Raw genomic sequence first — 23,764 nt, 5'->3', positions numbered from 1 at the left:
GTGCGCTGCCCCGTTCGAGCGTGAGCCGGCCCGAAAACCGGTGCCAGCCTTTCACCAAAGTGGCCCTCGATCCGGCCTTCTCAACCCGCGATCTTCGAGAAATCCGCAACCTGACCGGTAGCCTCGCGGATGCGCGCGAGCAGTGCCAGGCGATTGGCGCGCACGGATACGTCCTCATCATTCACGAGAACATGCTCGAAAAATGAATCAACGGGTTCGCGCAATGCGCTAAGCGCCAGCATGGCGGCGGAAAAGTCTTGGTTTTGAATCGCTTCGCCGGCTTCTCTCTCGGCCTGATTCACCGCCGCAAACAGCGATTTCTCGGCATCCTGACGAAACAACGCCGGCTCAACGGTTTCGGCGACCGCCGTCTTCTTCTTCTCCTCGGCGGCCAGGATGTTGGCGGCGCGCTTGGTGCCGGCAAGCAGATTCTTGCCGTCCTCGGTGTCGAGGAAGGAACCCAGAGCTTCCACGCGGCGCACGATCTGCAGGAGGTCATCGGACTGCGGCGTGATGACGGCATCGATCAGGTCGTGGCGAGCGCCCTGGTCGCGCAGGTAGACTTTGAGACGGTCGTGGAAGAAGGCCAGGAGGTCGCGCTCGGCCTTGGTTAACACAAAAGCCCAATGCGCCGCGTCTTCATCGGGAAGATTCTCTAGTTTTTTGTAGATGTCCTGTTCCAGCTGATCGGCGGTAGCATCGTCAAAATGTCTTCCCAATTCTCTGACCTGGATGAATGCAGGCACAATCTCCGATGTTCGGATCGACCGGAAGGCCAGCAGAAAGGCAGAATGCCAAGCGGCTCTGAGCCGCAAACCCACTCTATTCTCAATCAAAATCCTCACCACCCCAAGCGCTGCCCGGCGTAACGCGTAAGGGTCTTTGCTACCGGTAGGCTTTTCGTCGATGGTCCAAAAGCCAATTAGCGTGTCGAGCTTGTCAGCCAGCGCGACGGTCACCGAAACCGGATCGGTCGGCACGTGGTCGGAAGGTCCCTGCGGCTTGTAATGCTCTTCGATCGCGGCGGCGACACTCGCATGTTCGCCCTGCAGCAGCGCGTATTTGCGGCCCATGGCGCCCTGCAGTTCGGGGAATTCGCCGACAACTTCGGTCTGGAGGTCGGCCTTGGCGAGGACGGCGGCGCGAGCGGCGAGCGCGGGAATCTCCCCCCTCGAGGGGGAGATGTCGCCGGAGGCGACAGAGGGGGTCGGCAAGACCGGACGCGACGCCTTATCGCGGCCAGAGGATGCCGGCGCTTGACGCGAGGCGACCCCCTCTGGCCTGCCGGCCATCTCCCCCTCAAGGGGGGAGATCGACTGCGCCACTGCTGGCGCCAGTTCTTCCGCCAATCGCTTGATGCGCTCCACACGCTCACCCTGCGTGCCAAGCTTGGCGTGGAAGGTCACGTTGAGATGGTCGAGGCGGGCCATGCGCTGGTCGAGCGGCTTCTTCAGGTCGAGGCCGAATTTCTGTGCCGATGCCTTGAGCTGGTCGAGATCGGGCAGATCGCCCTGGTCGGTCCTCCAGAAATAGAGCGCGTCGGAAAGGCGCGCGCGAACCACCTTGCCGTTGCCGTGCGCGATCTCCTTGCCACCGTCCCTGGCCTCGATGTTGGCGGTCAGCAGGAAGTGGTTGGACAGCGCCTCGCTCTCCCCTTGCGGGCGCGAGACAAAGCACTTCTGGTTGGCGCGGATGGTCAGCCGGATCACTTCGGGCGGAATGGCGAGAAAATCCTGCTCGAACTCGCCCATCAGCACGACAGGCCACTCCACCAGCCCGGACACTTCCTCCAGCAAACCCTCGTCCTCGACGAGGTCGAGTCCGTTGGCGAAGGCGAGGTTACGGGCATCCGCCAGGATGATCTCCTTGCGCCGGTCGGCGTCGAGCACGACCTTGGCCGCCTCGAGCTTGCTCGCATAATCGTCGAAGCGACGTACGGTGATCTCGCCCGGTGCCAGGAATCGGTGGCCGTAGGTGACGTTGCCGGAGCGGAGGCCGTCGATCTCGAAATCGACCACGACCGGCTCCTCGGTTTCCGGGCCGAAGGTACACAGGATCGATTGCAGCGGCCGAACCCAGCGCAGCGAGCCCGGCTTGGCCGAGGCCGGCCCCCACCGCATCGATTTCGGCCAGGGGAAATTGCGGATGATGCCTGGGACCAGTTCGGCGATGACCTCTTCCGCGCCCCTGCCCGGCTTCGAAATATGGGCGACATAGAAGTCACCCTTCTTCGGGTCGGGATGGACATGAGCCTCGGCGACCGACGCCAGTCCGGCCTTGCGCAGGAAGCCCTGGATCGCTTGTTCAGGCGCCGATGTCGACGGGCCCTTGATCTCCTCGCGGATGTCCTTCGAGCGCGCGGTCAGCCCCCTGATGTCGAGCGCGAGGCGACGCGGCGTCCAGTACTCGCGCGCCGCCTCATAGGTCAGGCCAGCCTCGACGAGACCGTCGGTCAGCATCTTCTTGAGATCGCCTGCCGCCTTCCGCTGCATGCGGGCGGGGATTTCTTCGGAACGAAGTTCGAGCAACAAATCCGGCATCAGAGTGTCTCCGCCCGCATGCCATTTTCCTGTTTGCGCGTCCTTGCGCCTACGGCGCTGCGGCCGCGCGGCTGGGCGGGTATCTCTTCCGAGCGGAGTTCTAGAAGCAGGTCAGGCATTGGGTGGCTCCTCACCCTCCCCTCGATGGGGAGGGTCGGCGCGTCAGCGCCGGGGTGGGGTGGCGGCGTCTCAGTCTAAAGCGCCTTCGGCGTCCGGCAGGCCTGGGCGTGATTTTCGTTCTTCCACCGCCGCATAAATCGTATCGAGCACGGAATCCAGTTCGTTTTTAATTTCATGGTTCCAGAAGCGGATAACGTGATAGCCTTGGCTCTCGAACCACTTTGTCCGAAGCTCATCGTGGCGCTGCTGGTCATCGAAACTGTGGTGCGCGCCATCCACTTCGATGATCAATCTCAGGCGGTGGGAGATGAAGTCCGGGAAGTAGATACCGACCGACGCCTGTTTGCGGAAGTGCGTTCCTTCGACCGGAATGCGCCATAGGTGCCGCCACAGGATGCGTTCCTCGTCGGTCATTGCCGCTCGAAGCCGTTGCGCAGACTGCAGCTTGAACCGATCGAGTTTTGGCATGAGACGCCGCGCTGTCACCCCCACCCGCCGCTTCGCGGCGACCTCCCCCATCTAGGGGGAGGTAAGGAGGGACAGCAACCCTTTCCATAAATTTCAGCCGCCTGTCGGGACGGGGCAATCCCACCCGTCCTTGGATCAAAGATTTCCATGAACCGAATGCGGCGCTGAAGCGACCCACGCTCAGGCAGGGAACACTTGGCTGAACGACGATGAAAACAGCATCCAGACTTCTCCAGATCCTCGCGCTCAGCGCCTGCTTCACCGCGCAGGTCCATGGCGCCTTCTCGATGCCGGGGGTAAGGCAGGCGCTGCGCACCATCGATAGCGCCGGCGCTCAAGCCATCCTTGCACCGATCGCCTACAGCGTATCGCCCGCCAGCGGCGCGGGCACATTCTGAGATCGCGGCGCCGCGGCCCAGTTCGACTGCCGCCGATGAATTTCCTTGATGATATCCAGAAAGAGCACGGAAAGCACGATACTGGCGACATCGGCGGCCGTGGTCGCGATCGAGGCATTCTTGATCTCGCCGATCGCCTCGGCCTTCATCATCAGTTGAAAGGACAGGCGTCCGAGCACATTGGCTGCCAGCCAGGCAAACCACCAGCCGATCAGGGCGCCCGAGGTCTCGCCTGTTTTCCAATCCGGCGAGCCGCTGCTTGCCCGCCATATCTCGGCCATGGCCTGATAGGGTTTCCACAGATTGGCGACCGGGATGAAATACCAGCCGATCGCCCAACCGGGCGTGAATTCCATATCCCTGGCACCCAAGTCACGGGCATTCCTGTTGGCAAGTCTGATCCAGACCAGGATGATGACCGCCTGGGCCAGCCAGATGACCAGCTGAACAATGCCTATCGCCCACTGCCTGGTGTCGTTGCTGTCGGCGGCGGCGGCCAGATCATAAGCATGGTTGCCGCTTTCGATGTCGCTGAGCAACCAGATCTCCGACAGGCCGGACAGAACGGCGATGACATCGACCACAATGCCAAGCCAAAGCAGCCTGGTAAGCCATGTGGTGTTGGTCGAAAAATTCCTGAAGATGCCCATCTTCAGCCCGCCCTTTTGCCTGCAATCGAAGACAACCTAAGCGGGAATATTTTTATAATCAAGCGGAAAGGTTGTTCCGTCGAACCCTGCTAGGCGGCCAATCCGCCCGCATGGGTCTTCAAGAAGGCCTCGCCGCAGGCTTTCGCCAGATTGCGCACTCGCAGGATGTAGCTCTGCCGCTCGGTGACGGAGATCACGCCGCGCGCGTCGAGCAGGTTGAAGACATGGCTCGCCTTGATGCACTGGTCGTAGGCCGGGAAGACCATGCGGTGCATCGGCAGATTGTCGTTGGAGGCGGGCGCGCCGGCTTCCAGCAACGCCTTGCACTCGGCTTCCGCGTCCTCGAAATGCCTGAGCAGCATCGCCGTGTTGGCATATTCGAAATTGTGGCGCGAATATTCCTGCTCCGCCTGCAGGAAGACCTCGCCATAGGTGACCTTTTCGTCGCCCTCGCGGCCGTTGAAGTTGAGGTCGTAGACATTGTCGACGCCCTGCACATACATGGCCAGCCGCTCCAACCCATAGGTCAGTTCGCCGGCCACCGGTGCGCATTCGATGCCGCAGACCTGCTGGAAATAGGTGAACTGCGAGACTTCCATGCCGTCGCACCAGCACTCCCAGCCCAGCCCCCAGGCGCCAAGCGTCGGGCTTTCCCAATCGTCCTCGACGAAGCGGATGTCATGCAGCAGGGGATCGACGCCGATCGCCGCCAGCGAGCCGAGGTAGAGTTCCTGCAGGTTCGGCGGATTGGGCTTCAGGATCACCTGATACTGATAATAGTGCTGCAGCCGGTTCGGGTTTTCGCCGTAGCGCCCATCCTTGGGGCGACGCGAAGGCTGAACATAGGCCGCGTTCCAGTGACGGGGACCGAGAGCGCGCAGCGTCGTTGCCGGATGGAAGGTGCCGGCGCCGACCTCCATGTCGTAGGGCTGAAGGATGACGCAACCATAGGCGGCCCAGTAATTGTGCAAGGTCAGGATCAGCCCCTGGAAGGAGCGGCTGGGATGCATGTGGGCGGGAAGTTCAATCGTCACGGTGGCCTCGGGCGGCATAGGCTGGCTTGCCGGCCCGTCCTAGAGACACGGCGGCGAAGCGTCAAGCAATCGACCTCGCCGGCCCTGCAAGACATGTCGAAAGCATTGCGAATGGCTGGCCCATTGTCGCCGGCAGCCGTCTGCGCTCTGCTCGACGGCTTCAATCCTCTCGCAAGACAAGCAGGTGAAGGCGATGTCCAGCCCGATCATTATCCGCCCCGTGACACTGCAGGACCATGAGCAATGGCTGCCGCTATGGGACGGCTACAATGCTTTCTACGGGCGATCGGGGCCGACCGCGCTGGCGAGCGAAATCACGGCGATGACATGGTCCCGCTTCTTCGACGCCTATGAGCCGGTTCATGCGCTGGTCGCGGAAAGCGATGGGCGGCTCGTCGGGCTCGTGCACTACCTCTACCACCGCAGCACGACGGCGATCGCGCCGAACTGCTATCTGCAGGATCTTTTCACCAATGAGGCCGTGCGCGGCAAAGGCGTCGGCAGGGCGCTGATCGAGGGTGTCTACATCAGGGCGCAAGCGGCGGGCTCGGGCCGTGTCTACTGGCAGACCCATGAGACCAACCACACGGCGATGAAGCTTTATGACAAGGTCGGCGAACGCTCCGGCTTCATCGTCTACCGGAAGCTGTTCTGAAGCCCTCCGGCGCGCGCCCAAGGAGAAAGGCTGTATCCAAAACGAAAACGGGGCTCTGCAGAGAGCCCCGTTCGCATTCCGGAATGCCGAATTCAGCCCTTGGGGGCCGGCGCTACCGGCTTCACCTTCGGCGTTTCCTGCGCCGTATTGGACTCGATCGGCGGCAGTCCCTTCATCAGCTTCTGCTGCAGGGCGGCCAGCACGTCGGGATCGGGCTTCAGGTCGCGGGCCTGGGCCCACTGGTAAGTGGCTTCCAGCTTGCGGCCAACGCGCCAGTAGGCATCGCCCAGGTGGTCGTTGAGGACCGGATCTTCCGGCTTCAGCGCCACGGCACGTTCCATCTCGCGCACCGCGTCGTCGAAGCGGCCGAGGCGGAAATAGGCCCAGCCCAGCGAATCGACGATGTAACCGTCACTCGGCCTGAGATCGACCGCCTTCTGGATCATCGCCAGGGCCTCCTTGAGATTCGTATTCTGGTCGACCCAGGAATAGCCGAGATAGTTCAGCACCTGCGGCTGGTCGGGCTGCAATTCCAGCGCCTTGCGGAAATTCGGCTCCGCCTTCGGCCACTCCTTCAGGCGCTCATAAGCGATGCCGCGCTGATAGAAGATGTTCCAGTTGGCCGCGGTCGGTGTCTTCAGCACCTCGACCGCCTTGTCGTAGAGGTTGGCGGCCGAGCGGAAATCGTCCTTCGAGGAGTAGACGCCGCCAAGCGCCAGATAGGCGCGCATGTCGTCGGGATGAGCGTCGACGAACGCCTTGAGATGGGTGATCGCCTCATCATGACGGTCGATATCGGCAAGGTTCAAGCCGAGCTGCAGGTCCGAGAGCTCCTTCAGCGGCGACGAATCGGGAATGCGCCGATAAAGCGCGATGGCGCCCTCGCCGTCCTTCAGTTGCTCGGCGACCGCCGCGAGCTGCACAAGCGCCGCGTCGCTATCGGGCTTCAGGGCGAGCGCGTATTGCAGGTAGAGCCTGACGAACGGTTCGCCGCCGCCACGATTGAGCGCGGTGGCGAGGTCGAGCAGGATTTCGGAAGCGCCGTCCGACGGACCGGAAACGAAGGGCGCTATCTTGTCGCCCTTGCTGATCTTGTCGCGCAAAGCGACGATCTCAAGCTTGCCCGGCGAAAACGCCTCGGCCTGATCGAGCACCGATATCGCCTTGGCCTTGTCGCCCTTGCGGGCCAGGAACGAGGCATAGGCCTGCGCGTTGCGCATCCAGGTTTCGGGCGCGGCGCCGCCGGCGGCGGTGTCCTGCATCGTGGCGGCATAGATCGCGTCGGCCTTCTCAGGCATGTTGGAAGCATCGGCGATCAGCGCGCGGTGGAAGGATTTGAACAGGCCGAACCAGTCCGGCCCCTGCAGCTTGTCGATCGAGGCCATCGCATCGCTAGCCTCTCCAGCGCCTTGCTGCGCCCAGCCCGACATGACGCCGGAAATCAACCGGTCGAGGTCGGACTCCAGCGACAGCTTGAGCCAGTACTGCGCCTTGGCAAAATCTTTCTTGTGGAAGGAATTCACGGCCAGCGCCAGGCGCGAGAAGCGCTCGACATCGGGCACTTCCTTGAGCTTGTCGGCATAGACCAGGGATTCGTCGAAGCGTCCTTGCGCGATCAGCGACAGCATAAGGCTCTGCTGCAAGGCGGTGTCGCTCGGATTGAAGGCCAGAGCCTGCTTGTAATAGGCAATGGCGCTGTCGAGATCGTTGTCGCCTTCGGCGATCCTGGCGGCCAGATAGGCGCCAGAGAACGACGAAATCTTGACCGGTTCGGTGGATTGCTTGGCATAGGCCGGCAGAGCCGAGATCGCCATGCCCGTCACAATTGCCAGCCTGGTCAGCCAGCGCGCACGTCCTTGCTGCATCGTATCCCTTTCAGCCAGGCGCCATCTCCGCGTCAGCGGGATCGGCCCAGACTCGATCCTTCCGGGCAAAGCATGGCCTTTTTGGGGTCACGCTTCAATCCGCCTGAAATTCACAATCGGATCACCCGATTAACAAACCATGGCTAAAAGGGACGCTTTCGCGCGTCAACAGGCCTGCAGCCGCGTATCGCGATAATCGTCCGCCGCGACGGCGCCGCACAGGCCGCTCCATTCGCAGCCCTCACACGCCTCGCGCACGACGCCGGTCGAAAACGCCTGCCGCATGCGCGCAAGGATGGCGGCATCGAGATCGAGACGGACGCCATCGCGGATTGGCCGCGCCAGCAACGCCTCCACGTCCCGCGCCGCCAACCGGTCGCGCCCGGCTGCACTGTCGCGCAGGCAGTGCGATTCTGCCTCTCCAAGCAAGGGTGTGCAGATGTCGTCCGGGCCGGAGACAAGGAGAATGTCCTCGCCCCGGCTCAGGCGTTGCGCGATCCCGTCGTAATTGGCGGTGAAAGCAGGGGTATATCCCTTGCCCACATAGGTGAGCAGGCAAAGGAGGTGATGGGCGCGCAGCCTGACCGTCACGGCTTGGGCAGGTTCATCGTGCCGCGCGGCAGCGCCATCAGCGTCGCGGCACCGAGCGCCGACTTCAGCAAGCCGCCGACGATGAACGGCAGGAAGCCGAAGGTAATGGCCTGTCCGGCACCGATCATCGCGGCAAGCCATGCCGTGCCGAGCACAAGACAGGCAAGATTGCCGAGCAGCATGGCGGCGAAGGCAAGCACCGCCCTGTTGCCGTTCCAGCCGCGTTCGGCCAGCCAGCCGACAAGCGCGCCGACAAGCGGGAAAGAGAAGAGATAACCACCCGTCGGCCCAACGAAATAGGACGCGCCCGCGGCGCCTCCGGACAGAACGGGGAAGCCGACCGCGCCCTCGACCAGCCAGGCTGCAATGGTGATCGCACCAAGCCGCCAGCCATAGAGCGCGCCGATCAGCGTCACCGCGAACGTCTGCATATTGATGGGGACCGGCACCATCGGCACTTCGATATAGGAGGAAAGCGCCAGGAAAAGCGTGCCGAGCACGACGGCCGCGGCTTGCCAGCCGAGCGACCGCTGTTGCAGCCGCAGCGGGCTGAAGGACGGTCTGGCGGACGAGAATGCGAGATTGGTCATAGGCTTCCCTTCAGTCGATCAAAAATTATAGATAATTTCTAACTTCGATCTATTATCGAATCCACATTTTTGAGCGGGAGGCAAGCCTGCCGTCGCCAAAAGACCGTTCAGCCCACGATTGCGAAGGCTTCGCGCGTCGTCCCCGAGGCGGTCTTGACCGGCTTGCGGCCGATCCATTGCACATGCCGGCCCAAGGTGAGCGCCGCCGATTCGGTGTTCCCGTGGCGCAACGCCGCCAATATCGCGCGGTGGTCCTGATCGGTGCGCGCTTCCCATTCCGAGCGCCATGCCGCGAACAGGAAGCGGGCGCTGGCGGCGTTCAGATCGTCGATGGTCGCGAGCAGACGCGGCATGGCGCAAGGCGCCAGGATCAGACGGTGAAAGGCGCGGTTGGCTTCCTCCCACGACCGGACGTCGCGGGACTTGTCGCCGGCCTTGGTCGCCTCCTCGGCCTGGTCGAGAATGGCTGAGGTCAAATGCGGCGCGGCATGACGCAGCGCCAGCACCTCGAGTGCGGCCCGCATTTCGGCGACTTCCTTTACCTCGCCGAGATCGAAGGCGGCGACGCGCACCCCGCGGCGTGGTTCGCTGACGGCCAGCCCCTGCGCCTCGAGCCGGCGGAACGCCTCACGCACCGGAACATGGCTGGTGTGGAACTCCTCGGCGACATGATCCTGCCGAAGCCGTGCGCCGGGTTCGATCGCGCCGGAGATGATCCGGTCCGCCAAGACCTTGCTGATGCGCACCGCGATGGTGTCGTCCGTGCCCTTTGCCATGTTTTATAGATAATTTGGGGCCGGGCGGCTTGTCGAGACGGCTTCCAGCAATAACGAAGTTCTCCCCAGCCATGCCGGGGAGCGGCGGGCATCCGCTTTTTCAGTTCACCCGGCTGATGCAGAAGTCGATGACATCGACCAGAGCCGATTTCTGCAGCGTTTCTTCCAGCGGCGCCAGCGCGTCGCGCGCGATCTCACCGAAATGGCGGGCGCGGCCGATCGTGTCGGCGATGGCGCCATGCCGGGTCATCAGGCCGATGGCCTTTTCGAGCCCGGCGTCGTCGGTGACGTTTTCCTCGATGGCGCGCTTCCAGAAGGTGCGCTCGGCCTTGCTGCCGCGCCGGTAGGCGAGGATAACCGGCAAGGTCACCTTGCCCTCGCGGAAATCGTCGCCGACATTCTTGCCCAGATCCTTGCTGGTGCCGCCATAATCGAGCGCGTCGTCGATGAGCTGGAAGGCAAGGCCGAGGTTCATGCCGTAGGAGCGCAAAGCGGCGCGGTCATTGCGGGTCGCCTGCGCGATGACCGGGCCGACTTCGGCGGCGGCCGAAAACAGCGCGGCGGTCTTGGCCTTGATGACGGCAAAATGCTCGTCCTCGGTGGTTTCAAGGTTCTTGGCGGCGGCAAGCTGCATCACCTCGCCCTCGGCGATGATGGAGGCCGCACTCGACAGGATGTCGAGCGCTTCGAGCGAACCGACGTCGACCATCATGCGGAAGGCCTGGCCGAGCAGGAAGTCGCCGACCAGCACGCTCGCCTGGTTGCCCCAGATCATGCGGGCGGTCTTCTTGCCGCGCCGCATGCCGCTCTCGTCGACGACATCGTCATGCAGAAGTGTCGCCGTGTGCATGAACTCGACCGAAGTGGCGAGCTTGACGTGGCCCTCGCCGGCATAGCCGAACATCTGAGCCGCTGCCAGCGTCAACATTGGCCTGAGCCTTTTGCCGCCGGACGAGATTAGGTGGTTGGCGACTTCGGGAATCATCTCGACGTCGGAGCCGGCCTTGGACAGGATCAATTCGTTGACGCGCCCCATATCGGCCGCCGTCAGATCGATCAGATCCTTGATGGAGGCGGGTTCCCGCTTCCCATTTTCCATATTGAGAACGACACCCACGACAATCACTCCCGTCTTGGTATAACGCGTGCGACGGCACCCTTAGTCCCAGGATGGACTCTAGGTCGGTCGACACGGCCACGGCAAGTGGCGAATTGGCGCGGTGGTGATGACAGCCTGTCAACAGACGCCGAAAGGAAGTTGAGCGCGGCCGATGATGCGAGGTTGGATAATCTGGCTCTGGCACCAGTTCTCGACCGTGGGCCTGCTCGTCGGAACCCTTTTCTTCGCGGCCTCTCTGACCCCATCGCTCAATCCGCGCGCGGTGCTTGTCCAGGGCATCCTCTCCGGACTTTGCTTCGCCGTGGGCTACGGCGTCGGTGTTTTCGGCCTCTGGCTATGGACTTATCTGGAGCTTCCGGCGCCGGAGCCGCGCAAGGCTCGCCCGATCAAGCTTGTCGCGGCTGCCGTCTGCACGGCGATTGCGATCATCTTCCTGCGGCGCGCTTCGGACTGGCAGAATTCGATCCGGACCGTGATGGACTTGGCGCCCGTGGACAGCGCGCAGCCGTTGCGGGTCGGCCTGATCGCGCTGGCGGCCTTTGTCGTCGTGCTGATGCTGGCGCGGCTGTTTCAGATCACATTCCGATTCGCCGCCGGCTGGCTCGCCCGCTTCATCCCCAGGCGCATAGCGATCGTCGCGGGGGGTTCGATCGCCGTCCTTTTGTTCGCCAGCATCATCAACGGCGTTCTCTTGCGATACGCGCTTCACGTCGCCGACAGCTCCTACCAGCAGCTCGACGCGCTTGTGGAGGACACGATCCAGCAGCCGGGCGACCCGGCCAAGACCGGCAGCGCAGCCTCGCTGATCGACTGGGAGCACCTCGGCCGCACCGGCAGGGAATTCATCACCACGGGCCCCACGAAACAGGAACTGCAATCGTTCCTCAAGCGTAACGCGCTCGAGCCCATCCGCGTCTATGCCGGATTGCGCTCCGCCGACACGCCGGAAGACAGGGCCCGACTGGCTCTGGCGGAACTGAAGCGCGTTGGAGCGTTCGACCGGTCGATCCTCGTCATCATCACGCCGACAGGCACGGGCTGGATCGACCCAGCGGCGATCGACACGCTGGAATATCTGCGCGGCGGCGACGTTGCCAGCGTCGCCATCCAGTATTCCTATCTGCCCAGCTGGCTGTCGCTGATGGTCGAACCCGGCTATGGCGGCGAAGCCGCGCGTGCCCTTTTCAAGGAGGTGTACGGCTACTGGACGACCCTGCCGAAGGACCATCGCCCGAAGCTCTATCTGCATGGGCTCAGTCTCGGCGCGATGAATTCCGAGCAGTCCAATGAGCTGTTCGAGGTGCTGGGCGACCCCTACCAGGGAGCGCTTTGGAGCGGCCCGCCCTATCGAAGCCGGATCTGGCGCTCCGTCACCAGCAATCGCAATCCAGGTTCGCCGGCATGGCTGCCACGCTTCCGCGACGGCTCCTATGTGCGCTTCACCAACCAGAACAACGCGCTCGATATCGCCGGCGCGCATTGGGGGCCGATGCGCATCGTCTATCTGCAATATGCCAGCGACGCAGTGACCTTCTTCGAACCCGCATCCTTCTACAGGCGGCCCGACTGGATGGCGCAGCCGCGCGGGCCCGATGTTTCCGCCGATCTGCGCTGGTATCCGATCGTGACCTTCCTGCAGCTGGCGGTCGACATGATGGAAGCCGCGACGATGCCGATCGGGCATGGCCATGTCTACGCGCCGGAACACTATATCGATGCCTGGATCGCGGTAACGGATGTTCAGGGATGGTCGGCCGACGACATCGCCAGGCTGAAGGGCCACTTTGCCCAGAGATAGGCCGGGAGCGCCGCAGATGCCTGAAATCCGCGTGCCCGTTTACATCGGCCGCGCAAACTGAGAGTTTCGCCCGATGATAGAGCTCATCCGCACCAACGACGCCGTCATCATCTCCTTTGTCGAATCGCTCATGCGCGATGCCGGCATCGGCTGTTTCGTCGCCGACCAGAACATGAGCGTGCTCGACGGCTCGCTCGGCATCCTGCCGCGGCGTGTCATGGTCGACGCCGACCAGGCCGACGCGGCGCGGCGCATCCTGACGGACGCCGGCATCGCCAACGAGATCCGCGAGAAGTAATGCCGGCCGCACCAGCAGCCCCTGTCCTTGACACCCTTGGCCCGGACACGCCGGCCCATACGGTCGATGCCTTCCATCGCGGCCGGTTCTGGCTGGTGCAGCCCAAGCATGGCGGCCATCGCGCCGGCATGGATGCCATGATGCTGGCGGCATCCGTGCCATCCGCCTTTGGCGGGCGCCTCGCCGATTTCGGCGCCGGAGCCGGTGCGGCAGGCCTGGCGGTGCTGTCGCGCTGCCCGGGCGCCGAGGCCGTGCTTGTCGAACGCGCGCCGGAAATGGCGGCCTTTGCCGCGGCCACCCTTGCCCATCCCGGCAACGCGCATCTCAGCGACCGCGCCCGCGTGCTCACAGCCGATGTCACCATATACGGCCGGGCACGGGCCGAGGCCGGCCTTGCCGACAATGATTTCGACTTCGTCATCATGAACCCGCCTTTCAACGCCGGGCGCGACCGCGCCACGCCCGACCCGTTGAGGCGGCAGGCCCATGTCATGGAGGATGGGCTGTTCGAGAGCTGGATCCGCAGCGCGGCGGCTGTGGTCAGGCCGCGCGGCGGACTTGCCGTCATTGCCCGCCCCGAACAGCTCGGCGCCATTCTCGACGCGATGTCGGGCCGTTTCGGCGATGCCGAGATGCTCGCTATCCATCCTCGCCCCGACGCCGCGGCGATCCGGATCATCGTCCGGGCCGCGCTCGGCGCCCGGGGAAAGCTCGCCATCCGCCCGCCGCTCATGCTTCACGCGCGGTCAGGCAACAGCCCTGACGAGCGCAGCGAGATGATCACCAACGGTCTTGCCTCGCTGTTTGGAGATTGAGCTATTCTGCCCGGCCACATTGCCGTTGGCCGGGAAATCCCTACATGCCTGCTGCCCATCGACCGGAGACCACGCCACCGTGAAACGCCTTTTCAACCGACTGCTGCCGAAATCCTGGCGCTCCACCGTCGTCACCATTCCGGTCATCCGGCTGCAGGGCACGATCATGGCCGGCGGCGGCCAGTTCCGGCCGAGCCTGTCGCTGGCTTCCACCGCGGGCCTCATCGAAAAAGCCTTTTCCTTCGACGCGCCAGCGGTTGCCCTGTCGATCAATTCGCCGGGCGGCTCGCCGGTGCAGTCGCGGCTGATCTTCAAGCGCATCCGCGACCTAGCAAACGAAAAGAACAAGAAGGTGCTGGTCTTCGTCGAGGACGTCGCGGCCTCGGGCGGCTACATGATCGCGGTCGCCGGCGATGAGATTTTCGCCGATCCGTCCTCGATCGTGGGTTCGATCGGCGTCGTTTCGGCCTCGTTCGGCTTCCCGGAGCTGATGAAGAAGATCGGTGTCGAACGCCGTGTGCACACCGCCGGCCAGAACAAGGCCGTGCTCGATCCCTTCAAGCCGGAGAAGAAGGAGGACGTCGAGCGGCTGAAGGCCTTGCAGCTCGAGGTGCACGAGACCTTCATCGATCTGGTCAAGGAACGGCGCGGTACCAGGCTGAAGGACGATCCGGACCTGTTCACCGGCCTGTTCTGGACAGGCAAGAGGGGACTGGAGCTCGGTCTCGTCGATGCCCTTGGCGACATGCGCTCGGTGCTGAAGACCCGGTTCGGGGCCAAGACGCAGTTGCGGCTGGTGACGGCGCCGCGCGGTTTCCTTGGCCGCTTCGGCCTGTTTGGCTCAAAACTGGGCTTTTCCGCGCCCGACATCGCCGCCGCCGCGGCCAGCGGCGTGATCGATGCGGCGGAAGAGCGCGCGCTTTGGGCACGCTTCGGGCTTTGAAAGAGCGAGGAAACCGTCTAGCATTGTCGTCTGACCAGCCTGACAGGCCGCTCGCTTTGGCCCTTGCATGGTAGGAGTTTGACATGCCGCAGCTGATTTTCTTCGCCGTTGTCGGCGCTGCCGCCTATTTCGGCTACCGCACCTTCGTGCGCGAGGCCGAGCGTGTGACGGCCAAGGTCCGGCGCACCGAGAAACAGGCGGCCAACGGCGCGACCGGTACGCTGGTCAAGGATCCGAAGACCGGCGAGTACCGGCTGGCCAAGGACTGACCCGCATTTCCCTCGCAGCCGAGACAGTGGAAGACGGCAAGCTTGCCCGCATCTGGGCGGCTCCCGCCAAGATAAACCTTGCCCTGCACGTCACCGGCAGGCGCCCCGACGGCTATCACCTGATCGAAAGTCTGGCGGTATTCACGCGTTTTGGCGACCGGGTCGAGATCGCCCCGGCCGAAAACGATGATTTCACCGTGTCCGGCCGTTATGCGCCGGCGGTTCCGCTCGACGAAAGCAATCTGGTGCTGAAGGCGCGTGATGCCTTGCGACGGGCAGCCGGGCCGGGAAAGACCAGCCCGATCTCGATCAAGCTGGAAAAAAACCTGCCTGTCGCTTCCGGCGTCGGCGGTGGTTCAAGCGACGCGGCGGCCGTACTGCGCGGGCTGGCGGAGATTTGGGACCTGGACCTCGATGGCGCCGCGCTGGCCCGGATCGGCCTGTCGCTTGGCGCCGACGTGCCGATGTGCCTGGCGGCCAAGCCGCTGGTGGCGCGCGGCATTGGCGAGGAGCTGTCGATGGTGCCGGATTTTTCGGCGCTCGGCCTTGTGCTGGTCAATCCCGGCATGCCCGTCTCGACGGCGGACATCTTCGCGGCCCTTTCCCGCCGTGACAACGAGCCGCTGCCGCCGCTGCCGCGCAGCATCGATTTTCACAGCCTGCGCAACTGGCTGGAACTCACCCGCAACGATCTTGAGCCGGCCGCGCTTGCGCTTCAGCCCGCCATAGGCAGGGCACTGTCCTGGCTTGACAAGGCCGGGTCGGGGTTTTCACGGATGTCCGGCTCCGGGGCCACCTGTTTCGGTCTGTTTGAAACCGGCAATGTCGCCAAGCGCGCAGCGGCGGAGATCCGCGGCCGTCAGCCCGACTGGTTCGTCGCGGCGACGCGCAGCATGAGTTCAGAGGCTGAATGAGATGGCTGGGACCAATGAGAGCCGTTCCTTCATTCCCGTGCGCATCGCGGTGCTGACGGTTTCCGACACACGCAGCCTGGCCGAAGACAGATCCGGCCAGACATTGGCCGATCGTATCATCGAGGCGGGCCATATCCTGGCCGCCCGCGATATCGTCACCGACGACCAAGACAAAATCCGCGACACGGTGCTGACATGGTCGCGGGACAAGGCCATCGACGTCGTCATCACCACCGGCGGCACTGGCTTCACCGGGCGCGATGTGACGCCGGACGCACTGGAACCGATCTTCGAAAAGCGCATGGACGGGTTTTCCGAAGTGTTCCACCGGATTTCCTACGACAAGATCGGCACGTCGACGATCCAGAGCCGGGCGACCGGCGGCGTCGTCAACGCGACTTTCGTCTTCGTGCTGCCGGGTTCGCCCGGCGCCTGCAGGGACGCCTGGGACGGTATCCTGAAGGCGCAGCTCGACTACCGCCACATGCCCTGCAATTTCGTAGAGATCATGCCACGGCTGGACGAGCACCTGCGGCGCGGGAAATCGGTTCCGTAGGAGCCAAGGGCAGGCCCCGGTTTCACCCCGCGTTTGCCAGGCAGAACGGCATCGGCGCCTTCGAAACACCATTCCAAACCGGATGCCGGAGAAGGTACTTTCTCGTGGAAGGGCAGCCGATCACGACAAGGGCGATGCGATGACCGAGCATGCCGGCGGGTGCCATTGCGGCAACATACGCCTTCGCTTTTCAACCGAACTCGATCCGTCGCAGATCGAAGTCCGCGCCTGCCAATGCGGCTTCTGCGTCAAACATGCCTCGCGAGCCGCCGCCGACCCGGACGGCAGGCTGACCGTCGCGGTCAAGGATATCAGGCGATTGCACAAATACCGGTTCGGGTTGAGGACGGCCGACTATCTGATTTGCAGCGAGTGCGGTGTCTATGTCGCTGCGATCGCCGCAGCCGATGCAGTCGCCAGAGACGACGACGCAAGAGCAATCGTCATCGTCAATGCCCTGGACGACCAAAGGGCGTTCAGTCGGCAGCCCGTCCCAGTCGATTTCGACGGGGAAAGCACAGAGCAACGTCAGGCCAGGCGTCGCCTCCGCTGGATGCCGGTCGAGCTGAGCTTCGGCTGATCTCGCTTAGCGGATGACCGGTTCGCCGTGAAAACGCCGTCGCGAAGGCGTCGACACGCCGAAGCCGACTTCCATCATCAGCCGCGGCATGCGCGCCGGCACCGTGCCCATGTGGAAGCCGAACGGGTCTTCGACGAAACCCAGCCCCGCTTCGCCGGTCAGCGTCACCGGGCTTTGCTTGCCATAGACATTCAGCACCTCATCGGCGGGATGGCCGACCAGCAGCGTCAACTGGTGCTTGAGGGCGCGCCTGTTGTGGCTTCCCCTGACATAGACATGCGGACCGGTGCCCGCGTCGACAGGCACCAGGTAGAAGAAGAATTTCAGCATCCGCCAGTCGTCGAGGTCGAAATGGTATTTGCCGAGCGAGGCAAGGTTCTTGTCGGCGTCGGATGCCTCGCCTGTCGGGAAGCTCCACCAGACGCGCGTCGTGATCAGCTTTGCCTGGGCGCCGAGATAATGCGCGGCGATGTCGAGCAGCAGCGGATCGCGCTGGATGGCAAGCGCCGCCGGGCAGTCGAGGATACGCTCGAAATAGTGCCCGCTGAGCAGCGAGCGGCCAAGGCGCTTTTCCGCTTCTGTATGTTCCTGCGGCATGAATTCGAGGCGACGGTCGAAATTGCCGAAGCAGGGCGTGCGCCTGGCGAAGCGTGCGATCTCCTCATGGATTGCGGGCGGCAGGACAAGGCCTGAGAACAGGCCGTCGGAACGTAACGCATCGACCACGGTCGATCGCTCGACGCCGGCGAACATCGTATCCCCTGCGTTCTCCACCGGACGGGCGCGTTTGGCGCCCAGCCAGTGCATGCGCCGTCCGGGCATGGTGCGCGCCAGCACAAACATCGGCAGCCAGGCCGGGTTTTCACGCAGATCGGTCAGATAGGTGGGGATCCGCACGGCGATACGGCGCAACAGGCTGCCATTGCGCGCTATGGCCTCGAGACTGGCCGTGCCGGATTTGTCTGGGGTTGAAAGGTTCATCGGGTCCTCGTCTGCGAGGGTGGCACCCGATTGCCGCATCGGTGTCCACCGCTCTTATGACCCAAACCCAATTCACCCGCCTGGAGGAGAGGCTAACCCCGCGTCAGGTTTTGTGCAATGCACAATGGATAGAGCGGCTGCGAAAAATCATGTCTGCGAGCGCTGCCGCGGCTTCGGCGGCGCCGGCCAGATCTCGGCGTCGAGCTTCCTTGTCGCCAGGCCGCGCGCCAGGGCTTCGGCGCTGCCGGCGCTCTTCGACAGCGACGCCGCCTGACGCTTGCTGATCACCAGCCCGTCGGCGAGCGCCCGGTTTCCCGAAAAGACCCTGGCCAGGAAAGGCGCGCGGCTGCCACGCGCACGCGAGAACCGTGCCGCCATGGTTTGTTTCGCCGTATGGGCCACGACCGCCTCGATCCAGCCTTCCACGAGGCGCGCGCCTGGCTCCAGCAAGAGCAGCCAGTCTCCCTTGGCCTGCCCTATGCCGATGGCGACCCCTCCGCTGGCCACATATTGGCAGCCGGCGTGCTCGGCGACGTGATGCGTCTGGTCGGTCGAGCCGGCATCGCAGACGACGACCTCGCGCACCACCCCCTCGACGGCCCCGCCGATAAGCGAGGCGAGCGTGCGGGCAAGGCCTTCCTCGTCATTGTGCGTTTCGATGAGAACACTGAGCATCATGAGCCGAATAGCGGAAAGGCGCGCGCGGCGCCAGTTTTTGCGGCGCACCATAGAAAGTTCTTGATTTGTTCTCTTCTGCGAAATAGGAATAATTTCATGAACAGAACGATTCGACACAACATGGACAGTCCCTGGGAGCGGGCGAAAATGGAACCGATCGTGCGGGCCGACATTGCAGCCTTTGGAGCAGGACGAGCCGAGATGGCCAATGCGATGATCGAGCAAAGCGGCATGCGCATCCGTCCGGATCGCAATCGCGGCCGTTCGGCCGGCATCAATCCGTCCGGCCGTTTCGAACCGGTCAGCCGGCATGTCTTCGACGATGGCTGGAGTTCGCTGGAGGAACTGCCTCCGTTCAAGACCGAGGTGCAGGTGGAGAAGCCGCGCACCATCATCACCCGCAACGAATCGCCGGACATATCCTTCGACCGCTCGATCAATCCCTATCGCGGCTGCGAACATGGCTGCGTCTATTGCTTCGCGCGGCCGACGCATTCGTTCATGGGCCTGTCGCCGGGGCTGGATTTCGAATCCAAGCTGTTCGCCAAGCCTGATGCCGCCCGCCTGCTGGACAAGGAACTGTCGAAGGACGGCTACCAGCCGCGCACCATCGCCATCGGCACCAACACCGATCCATACCAGCCGATCGAAAAGCAGTACCGGATCATGCGCGAGATCCTCGAAGTGCTGGAGGCGCGCGGCCATCCCGTCGGCATCGTCACCAAGTCCGCTTTGGTGACGCGCGACATCGACATATTGTCGCGCATGGCCGAACGGGGCCTCGCCAAGGTGGCACTGTCGGTGACGACGATGGACCGCATGCTGGCGCGCACCATGGAGCCTCGCGCCTCGACGCCGACCAAGCGGCTCGAAGCCATCCGGCAGCTTTCGGATGCCGGCATCCCGGCTTCGGTCATGGTGGCGCCGATCATCCCTGGGCTTACCGACCAGGAGATGGAGCGTATCCTCGATTCGGCGCGGGCGGCCGGCGCGCGCGAGGCGGGCTATGTCGTGCTGCGCCTGCCGCTGGAAGTCAGCCCGATCTTCAAGGACTGGCTGCTGCGCCACTATCCCGACCGCTACCGTCACGTGATGTCGCTGATCCGCTCGATGCGCGACGGCAAGGACTACGATTCGGAATGGGGCAAGCGCATGAAGGGCGCCGGGCCCTACGCCTGGCAGATCGGCCGGCGCTTCGAGATCACGGCCAAGCGGCTCGGCCTCAATGCCGAACGACGCGCGCTGCGAACCGATCAGTTCGTCGCGGCCGGCAAGGACCAGGAGCAATTGATGCTGCTGTGAGAATGAAATTCGCCGCAGCGGTTTGACCTGCCGCGGCAAAAAATCCCGTCCGGCCTGCCCCGGCCTGCAGACGGTGCCCTCCCGGTCCGGCGCCCCACCCGACCCGGAGGGACTTGCGGAGAATCGGAGCCGATGCGAACCTCGCCGCAACATGGCTCGCGCGCGTTCCGATTCTCCGCTTCTCTTCGAAATCGTCGAGAAGCCCGATTTTTCCGCCGAAACGAAAGCGATGGCCGAGGGGCTGTGGCCGGTCGCCGGCATGGACGAGGCCGGCCGCGGTCCGCTTGCCGGGCCGGTGGTCGCTGCGGCGGTGATCCTCGACCCCGCCAACATTCCCGAAGGCCTCGATGATTCCAAACGGCTCAGCTATCTGCAGCGCGAAGCGCTGTTCCTGCGCATCATCGGCTCTGCGCTCGGGGTTTCGATGGCGTCGGTGAGTGCCGAAGGCATAGACAACAGCAACATTCTCAAGGCGAGCCTTGAAGCGATGCGCCGCGCGCTGGTCGGTCTATCCGTCCGACCGAAGCTCGCTCTCGCCGACGGACGCGACGTGCCGCCAGGGCTACCCTGCGAAGGCCGTGCGTTGATAAAGGGCGACCAGCGTTCGCAATCGATCGCAGCGGCCTCGATCGTCGCCAAGGTGATGCGCGACCGCATGATGTGCGGCTGCGGCAACCATCACGACCGTTACGGCTTCGAGGTTCATATGGGCTACGCCACGGCCCGCCACCGCACGGCGATCGAGACGCACGGGCCGGTGGCACGGCTGCACCGGGTTTCGTTCGCGCCGTTCAGGTTGGGCGGGGCTGAGGTCGCTGAAGAAGAAAGCCTGGCCGGGCTGGATTGAGCTGACAAGCGATCTCCCCCTTGAGGGGGAGATGGCCGGCAGGCCAGAGGGGGTCGCCGCTTATGAAGCGCCGACTTTTTCTATTCTACGCCGCAAAGATTGCGTTGAGACCGGTCGAACCGACCCCCTCTGTCGCCTTCGGCGACATCTCCGCCTCGAGGGGGGAGATTATCAGCGCACAAAAAAGCCGCCAGGTTGCCCGGGCGGCTTTCTCATTTCGGAACTTTGTCAGCTCAGTTGAGCTTCGCCTTCACGTCCGCCAGCGAGGCCTTGAACAGATCCGCTCCGGCCTTGGCATCGACCTTGGCGGCCAGCAACGCGCGGGCCGCTTCGACGGCGATGTCGACGGCGCTGGCGCGAACTTCGCTGATCGCATCGCGTTCGGCCTGACCGATCTTCTGTTCGGCCAGCGCGGTGCGCCGGGCGACATAATCCTCGGTTTTCTGATGCGCATCGGCAGCAAAAAGCTCTGCCTCACGCTTGGCGGCGGCGACGATTGCCGCGGCCTCCTGCTCGGCTTCGTTGCGCTTCTTCTGGTACAGGCCGAGCAGTTGCTGGGCCTCTTCACGCAGCCGGCGCGCTTCATCAAGCTCCTTGCGAATCCGGTCGGCGCGCCCATCTAGGGTTCCCGCCAGCTTTTTCGGCACGCCGGCCCAGATGAGTATGCCAACAAACAGGAGAAGCGCGATGAAGACCCACAGCGTGGCTAAACTGGTAGCGTTCATCGTCAACTCACTTTGCCAGTGCGGCCTTTACGGCCTGCTCGATCTCGGATTTCGTAGCGGTCGCGACGGCGAAAGACTTGACGATCGCGTCGGCCGTATCGGCAGCGATTGCTCCGACCCCGGACATCGCCTTTGCCTTGGCCGCGACGATGGCAGCCTCGGCATCCGCCAGCTTGGCCGCCCCGGAGGCTTCCGCCTCCGCCCGCTTCGCATCCGCTTCCGCCTTTGCGGCGTCGCGTGCCTTCTGGGCAATCCCGGAGGCGTTGTTTCGCGCCTCGGCCAAGGCTTGTTCGTACGCGGCGGCGACCGCATCACTCTCGCCCTTGAGGCGATTGGCTGCGTCGATATCGGATGTCAGCCGATCACTGCGCGCGTCGAGGACGGACGCCATGCGCGGCAGTGCGATGCGCGACATCAGCAGATAAAGCAGCCCGAAAGCAATCGCGAGCCACAGGATCTGCGATGGAAAGGTCGAGCTGTCGAACGGCGGAAAAGCGCCATGGCCTTCACCATGCGCAACTTCCGTGGTTGCAGTCGCCTCGCCGCCGGCGGGTTGAGTTGCTTCAGTCGTGGTCGCCATTGCGCTCTTTCCCCCTGATACCGATCATCAAGGGCCAGTCGCCGTTCAAAGAGCAACGGCGAGCCGGCTTGGTTGTGACGATATCAGACAACAAACAGCAGAAGCAGGGCAACGACGAGCGAGAAGATGCCCAGACCTTCGGCGAGCGCCGCGCCGATCAGGGCGTTGGTGAACTGGCCCTGTGCGGCAGACGGGTTACGAAGCGCGCCGGAAAGGAAGTTTCCGAAAATCGTGCCGACACCAATACCAGCGCCGCCCATACCAATGCAGGCAATGCCCGCGCCAATCATCTTTGCAGCTTCAGCGTCCATCTTGTTTCTCCTTGCGATGGGTAACGTTGTCTAGGTCACCGGGGCGTTGTGCCGCCAGTTTAGTGATGTGGATGAAGTGCGTCCTTGAGGTAGACACAGGCCAGCACCGCGAACACAAAGGCCTGCAGAGCAGCGACGAGGAATTCGAGAGCGGTGATTGCCACCGTCATGAAAAGTGGTCCGATAGCACCGATCCAACCGCCAAATCCCAGACCCGCCAGGCTGACGATGAAGCCAGCAAAAACCTTGAGCACGATGTGTCCGGCAAGCATGTTGCCGAACAGTCGAAGCGACAGGCTGACCGGGCGGGCGAGGAAAGAGATGATCTCGATGAGCGAGATGAACGGCAGCAGGAAAATCGGCACGCCGTGCGGGACAAAGAGCCCGAAGAACTTCAGACCGTGTTTCGCCAAGCCAACCACAAGCACCATAAGAATGATGAAAAGAGCGAGCGTGCCGGTGATGACAAGCTGGCTGGTGACGGTGAAGAAGTAAGGAATAAGGCCGAGAAAATTGGTAAAGAGCACGAAGGCGAACAGGCAGAAGATGAACGGAAAGAAGGCCTTGCCTTCTTCACCCAGTACCTGGCGCACAAGATTGTGCACGAAGGAGTAGAATTCCTCGGCGACCGACTGGAACCTGCCTGGAACCAGCGCACGAGGGGCTGAACCTGCGTAGAGGAGAAGGAAAGACAGCGCCACGGCAATCAACATGAACAGCGCCGAATTGGTAAAGGCGAACTTCATCCCGCCAATCTGGCCGATCTGGAACAGATCGACGATATGAAACTGGTGGATTGGATCAACCCGATCTGCGGTGCCAGCCACGTTTCTCTACCCCAAAATTGGCTCCGTATGGACGGAGCAGAATTAAATCCCATCGAGGATCTATCAAGAATCCTCGTCATCAACGCTACCGGCGGGCAAGTCCTTGCCTAACGGCACTTTGGCCTGCGCTGCCTTGGCGACACGAACCATGTTTGTCAAGGCCGCACCGAAACCGCCAAGCAGGAAGACGATCAGAAAGATCGGCGACGACCCCAATAACCAGTCTAAACCCCAGCCGATCAACCCGCCAACCAGAACGCCAGCGACAAATTCACTAGCAAACCGGAAGACCAAGGCAACATTGCCTGCGCTGTCCGACCCTCCATCCTCGAGCCGGTTCGGCAGCCTTGTCGCAAGCGATGCTTCAAGTTCTCGCCGACGTCGCTCAAGATCGTCGTCGCGGATTTCGGCGTCATGCTGATTGCCGCGGCCGGTTTCTCCGGTTCCGTCTGGCCTGTTTTTGTTGGCCATCGCAACCCCCCTGCCCGGTCAGACCGTCACCGTCCGTCCGCTTCTAAAGTCGCCGGCAACAT

28 protein-coding genes are annotated in these 23,764 nt (G+C 63.3%); 12 read left to right on the top strand and 16 right to left on the bottom strand.

Features of this window, described 5'->3' with window-relative positions:
* Positions 1-80 precede the first annotated feature (80 nt).
* Positions 81-2,540 carry a glycine--tRNA ligase subunit beta gene (gene glyS / locus FFS37_RS27070; RefSeq protein WP_137934035.1) on the bottom strand — a complete coding sequence of 820 codons (2,460 nt, stop codon included), beginning with the start codon at positions 2,538-2,540 and terminating at the stop codon, positions 81-83.
* Positions 2,541-2,729: 189 nt separating this feature from the next.
* Positions 2,730-3,128 (bottom strand): endonuclease domain-containing protein, encoded by a 399-nt coding sequence (locus FFS37_RS27065; protein ID WP_137934034.1) that lies wholly within the window; start codon positions 3,126-3,128, stop codon positions 2,730-2,732.
* A 209-nt stretch (positions 3,129-3,337) separates the two neighbouring features.
* Between FFS37_RS27065 and FFS37_RS27060 the strand changes: the two genes are divergently transcribed.
* On the top strand, positions 3,338-3,526 hold the full coding sequence (locus FFS37_RS27060; RefSeq protein ID WP_137934033.1) for a hypothetical protein: 189 nt from the start codon (positions 3,338-3,340) through the stop codon (positions 3,524-3,526).
* Here FFS37_RS27060 and FFS37_RS27055 read toward each other — a convergent pair.
* Complete coding sequence (locus FFS37_RS27055; RefSeq protein WP_137934032.1) at positions 3,487-4,176, bottom strand: DUF4328 domain-containing protein; 690 nt, start codon at positions 4,174-4,176, stop codon at positions 3,487-3,489. The genes FFS37_RS27060 and FFS37_RS27055 overlap by 40 nt on opposite strands.
* Positions 4,177-4,265: 89 nt before the next feature.
* On the bottom strand, positions 4,266-5,210 hold the full coding sequence (locus FFS37_RS27050; protein ID WP_137934031.1) for a glycine--tRNA ligase subunit alpha: 945 nt from the start codon (positions 5,208-5,210) through the stop codon (positions 4,266-4,268).
* Between the two features lie 193 nt (positions 5,211-5,403).
* On the opposite strand from FFS37_RS27050, the gene FFS37_RS27045 reads away from it, so the two are divergent.
* A complete protein-coding gene (locus tag FFS37_RS27045; RefSeq protein WP_137934030.1) occupies positions 5,404-5,865 on the top strand; it encodes a GNAT family N-acetyltransferase in 462 nt (153 codons plus the stop codon).
* 92 nt (positions 5,866-5,957) lie between these two features.
* Here the strand turns inward: FFS37_RS27045 and FFS37_RS27040 are convergent, their stop codons facing one another.
* From FFS37_RS27040 to FFS37_RS27020, 5 genes are all read right to left on the bottom strand, one after another.
* Positions 5,958-7,730, bottom strand: coding sequence for a tetratricopeptide repeat protein (locus tag FFS37_RS27040; protein WP_137934029.1), 1,773 nt, complete (start codon positions 7,728-7,730; stop codon positions 5,958-5,960).
* Between the two features lie 165 nt (positions 7,731-7,895).
* Positions 7,896-8,321: a DUF1284 domain-containing protein gene (locus FFS37_RS27035; protein ID WP_137934028.1), complete on the bottom strand. Its 426-nt coding sequence runs from the start codon at positions 8,319-8,321 to the stop codon at positions 7,896-7,898.
* Positions 8,318-8,911: a biotin transporter BioY gene (locus FFS37_RS27030; RefSeq protein ID WP_137934027.1), complete on the bottom strand. Its 594-nt coding sequence runs from the start codon at positions 8,909-8,911 to the stop codon at positions 8,318-8,320. Before FFS37_RS27030 ends, FFS37_RS27035 begins: the two co-directional genes overlap by 4 nt.
* Before the next feature lie 107 nt (positions 8,912-9,018).
* Positions 9,019-9,687: a GntR family transcriptional regulator gene (locus FFS37_RS27025; RefSeq protein WP_137934026.1), complete on the bottom strand. Its 669-nt coding sequence runs from the start codon at positions 9,685-9,687 to the stop codon at positions 9,019-9,021.
* A gap of 100 nt (positions 9,688-9,787) precedes the next feature.
* The gene (locus tag FFS37_RS27020; RefSeq protein WP_137934025.1) at positions 9,788-10,804 is read right to left on the bottom strand and encodes a polyprenyl synthetase family protein; all 1,017 of its coding nucleotides are present in this window, start codon (positions 10,802-10,804) and stop codon (positions 9,788-9,790) included.
* Positions 10,805-10,958: 154 nt separating this feature from the next.
* Here FFS37_RS27020 and FFS37_RS27015 point away from each other — a divergent pair, with 154 nt between their 5' ends.
* From FFS37_RS27015 to FFS37_RS26980, 8 genes are all read left to right on the top strand, one after another.
* Entirely contained in the window at positions 10,959-12,605 is a 1,647-nt protein-coding gene (locus FFS37_RS27015) for an alpha/beta hydrolase (RefSeq protein ID WP_137934024.1), read from the top strand.
* 73 nt (positions 12,606-12,678) lie between these two features.
* Positions 12,679-12,903: a putative signal transducing protein gene (locus tag FFS37_RS27010; RefSeq protein WP_137934023.1), complete on the top strand. Its 225-nt coding sequence runs from the start codon at positions 12,679-12,681 to the stop codon at positions 12,901-12,903.
* On the top strand, positions 12,903-13,718 hold the full coding sequence (locus FFS37_RS27005) for a tRNA1(Val) (adenine(37)-N6)-methyltransferase (RefSeq protein ID WP_137934022.1): 816 nt from the start codon (positions 12,903-12,905) through the stop codon (positions 13,716-13,718). The genes FFS37_RS27010 and FFS37_RS27005 overlap by 1 nt, the downstream gene beginning before the upstream one ends.
* Positions 13,719-13,797: 79 nt before the next feature.
* Positions 13,798-14,661, top strand: coding sequence for a S49 family peptidase (locus FFS37_RS27000; protein WP_137934021.1), 864 nt, complete (start codon positions 13,798-13,800; stop codon positions 14,659-14,661).
* Between the two features lie 83 nt (positions 14,662-14,744).
* Positions 14,745-14,930: an NfeD family protein gene (locus FFS37_RS26995; protein WP_137934020.1), complete on the top strand. Its 186-nt coding sequence runs from the start codon at positions 14,745-14,747 to the stop codon at positions 14,928-14,930.
* A gap of 26 nt (positions 14,931-14,956) precedes the next feature.
* Positions 14,957-15,844: a 4-(cytidine 5'-diphospho)-2-C-methyl-D-erythritol kinase gene (locus tag FFS37_RS26990; RefSeq protein WP_137934019.1), complete on the top strand. Its 888-nt coding sequence runs from the start codon at positions 14,957-14,959 to the stop codon at positions 15,842-15,844.
* Between the two features lies 1 nt (position 15,845).
* Entirely contained in the window at positions 15,846-16,400 is a 555-nt protein-coding gene (gene moaB, locus FFS37_RS26985; RefSeq protein WP_137934018.1) for a molybdenum cofactor biosynthesis protein B, read from the top strand.
* Between the two features lie 139 nt (positions 16,401-16,539).
* The gene (locus tag FFS37_RS26980; protein ID WP_137934017.1) at positions 16,540-16,980 is read left to right on the top strand and encodes a GFA family protein; all 441 of its coding nucleotides are present in this window, start codon (positions 16,540-16,542) and stop codon (positions 16,978-16,980) included.
* A gap of 6 nt (positions 16,981-16,986) precedes the next feature.
* On the opposite strand, the gene FFS37_RS26975 is transcribed toward FFS37_RS26980, so the two are convergent.
* Complete coding sequence (locus FFS37_RS26975) at positions 16,987-17,961, bottom strand: hypothetical protein (RefSeq protein ID WP_137934016.1); 975 nt, start codon at positions 17,959-17,961, stop codon at positions 16,987-16,989.
* A 147-nt stretch (positions 17,962-18,108) separates the two neighbouring features.
* Positions 18,109-18,636: a glycosyltransferase gene (locus FFS37_RS26970; RefSeq protein WP_137934099.1), complete on the bottom strand. Its 528-nt coding sequence runs from the start codon at positions 18,634-18,636 to the stop codon at positions 18,109-18,111.
* 150 nt (positions 18,637-18,786) lie between these two features.
* Between FFS37_RS26970 and FFS37_RS26965 the strand changes: the two genes are divergently transcribed.
* Together FFS37_RS26965 and FFS37_RS26960 are read left to right on the top strand one after the other, a co-directional pair.
* Positions 18,787-19,941 carry a PA0069 family radical SAM protein gene (locus FFS37_RS26965; RefSeq protein ID WP_137934098.1) on the top strand — a complete coding sequence of 385 codons (1,155 nt, stop codon included), beginning with the start codon at positions 18,787-18,789 and terminating at the stop codon, positions 19,939-19,941.
* Positions 19,942-20,092: 151 nt separating this feature from the next.
* A complete protein-coding gene (locus FFS37_RS26960; RefSeq protein ID WP_137934015.1) occupies positions 20,093-20,788 on the top strand; it encodes a ribonuclease HII in 696 nt (231 codons plus the stop codon).
* Between the two features lie 233 nt (positions 20,789-21,021).
* Here FFS37_RS26960 and FFS37_RS26955 read toward each other — a convergent pair whose 3' ends face one another.
* The 5 genes from FFS37_RS26955 to FFS37_RS26935 form a co-directional block, all read right to left on the bottom strand.
* On the bottom strand, positions 21,022-21,513 hold the full coding sequence (locus tag FFS37_RS26955) for a F0F1 ATP synthase subunit B (protein WP_137934097.1): 492 nt from the start codon (positions 21,511-21,513) through the stop codon (positions 21,022-21,024).
* Positions 21,514-21,520: 7 nt separating this feature from the next.
* Positions 21,521-22,093, bottom strand: coding sequence for a F0F1 ATP synthase subunit B (locus tag FFS37_RS26950; RefSeq protein WP_137934014.1), 573 nt, complete (start codon positions 22,091-22,093; stop codon positions 21,521-21,523).
* A gap of 83 nt (positions 22,094-22,176) precedes the next feature.
* The gene (locus FFS37_RS26945; protein ID WP_137934013.1) at positions 22,177-22,404 is read right to left on the bottom strand and encodes a F0F1 ATP synthase subunit C; all 228 of its coding nucleotides are present in this window, start codon (positions 22,402-22,404) and stop codon (positions 22,177-22,179) included.
* A 59-nt stretch (positions 22,405-22,463) separates the two neighbouring features.
* The gene (locus FFS37_RS26940) at positions 22,464-23,231 is read right to left on the bottom strand and encodes a F0F1 ATP synthase subunit A (protein WP_027034167.1); all 768 of its coding nucleotides are present in this window, start codon (positions 23,229-23,231) and stop codon (positions 22,464-22,466) included.
* A gap of 63 nt (positions 23,232-23,294) precedes the next feature.
* Positions 23,295-23,702, bottom strand: a complete 408-nt coding sequence (locus FFS37_RS26935; RefSeq protein WP_137934012.1) for an AtpZ/AtpI family protein — start codon at positions 23,700-23,702, stop codon at positions 23,295-23,297.
* Between the last annotated feature and the right edge of the window lie 62 nt (positions 23,703-23,764).

Origin of the sequence: Mesorhizobium comanense (genome assembly GCF_005503535.1) — a bacterium.
Lineage (GTDB): Bacteria > Pseudomonadota > Alphaproteobacteria > Rhizobiales > Rhizobiaceae > Mesorhizobium > Mesorhizobium comanense.
This window is presented reverse-complemented; position numbering and strand designations above follow the sequence as displayed.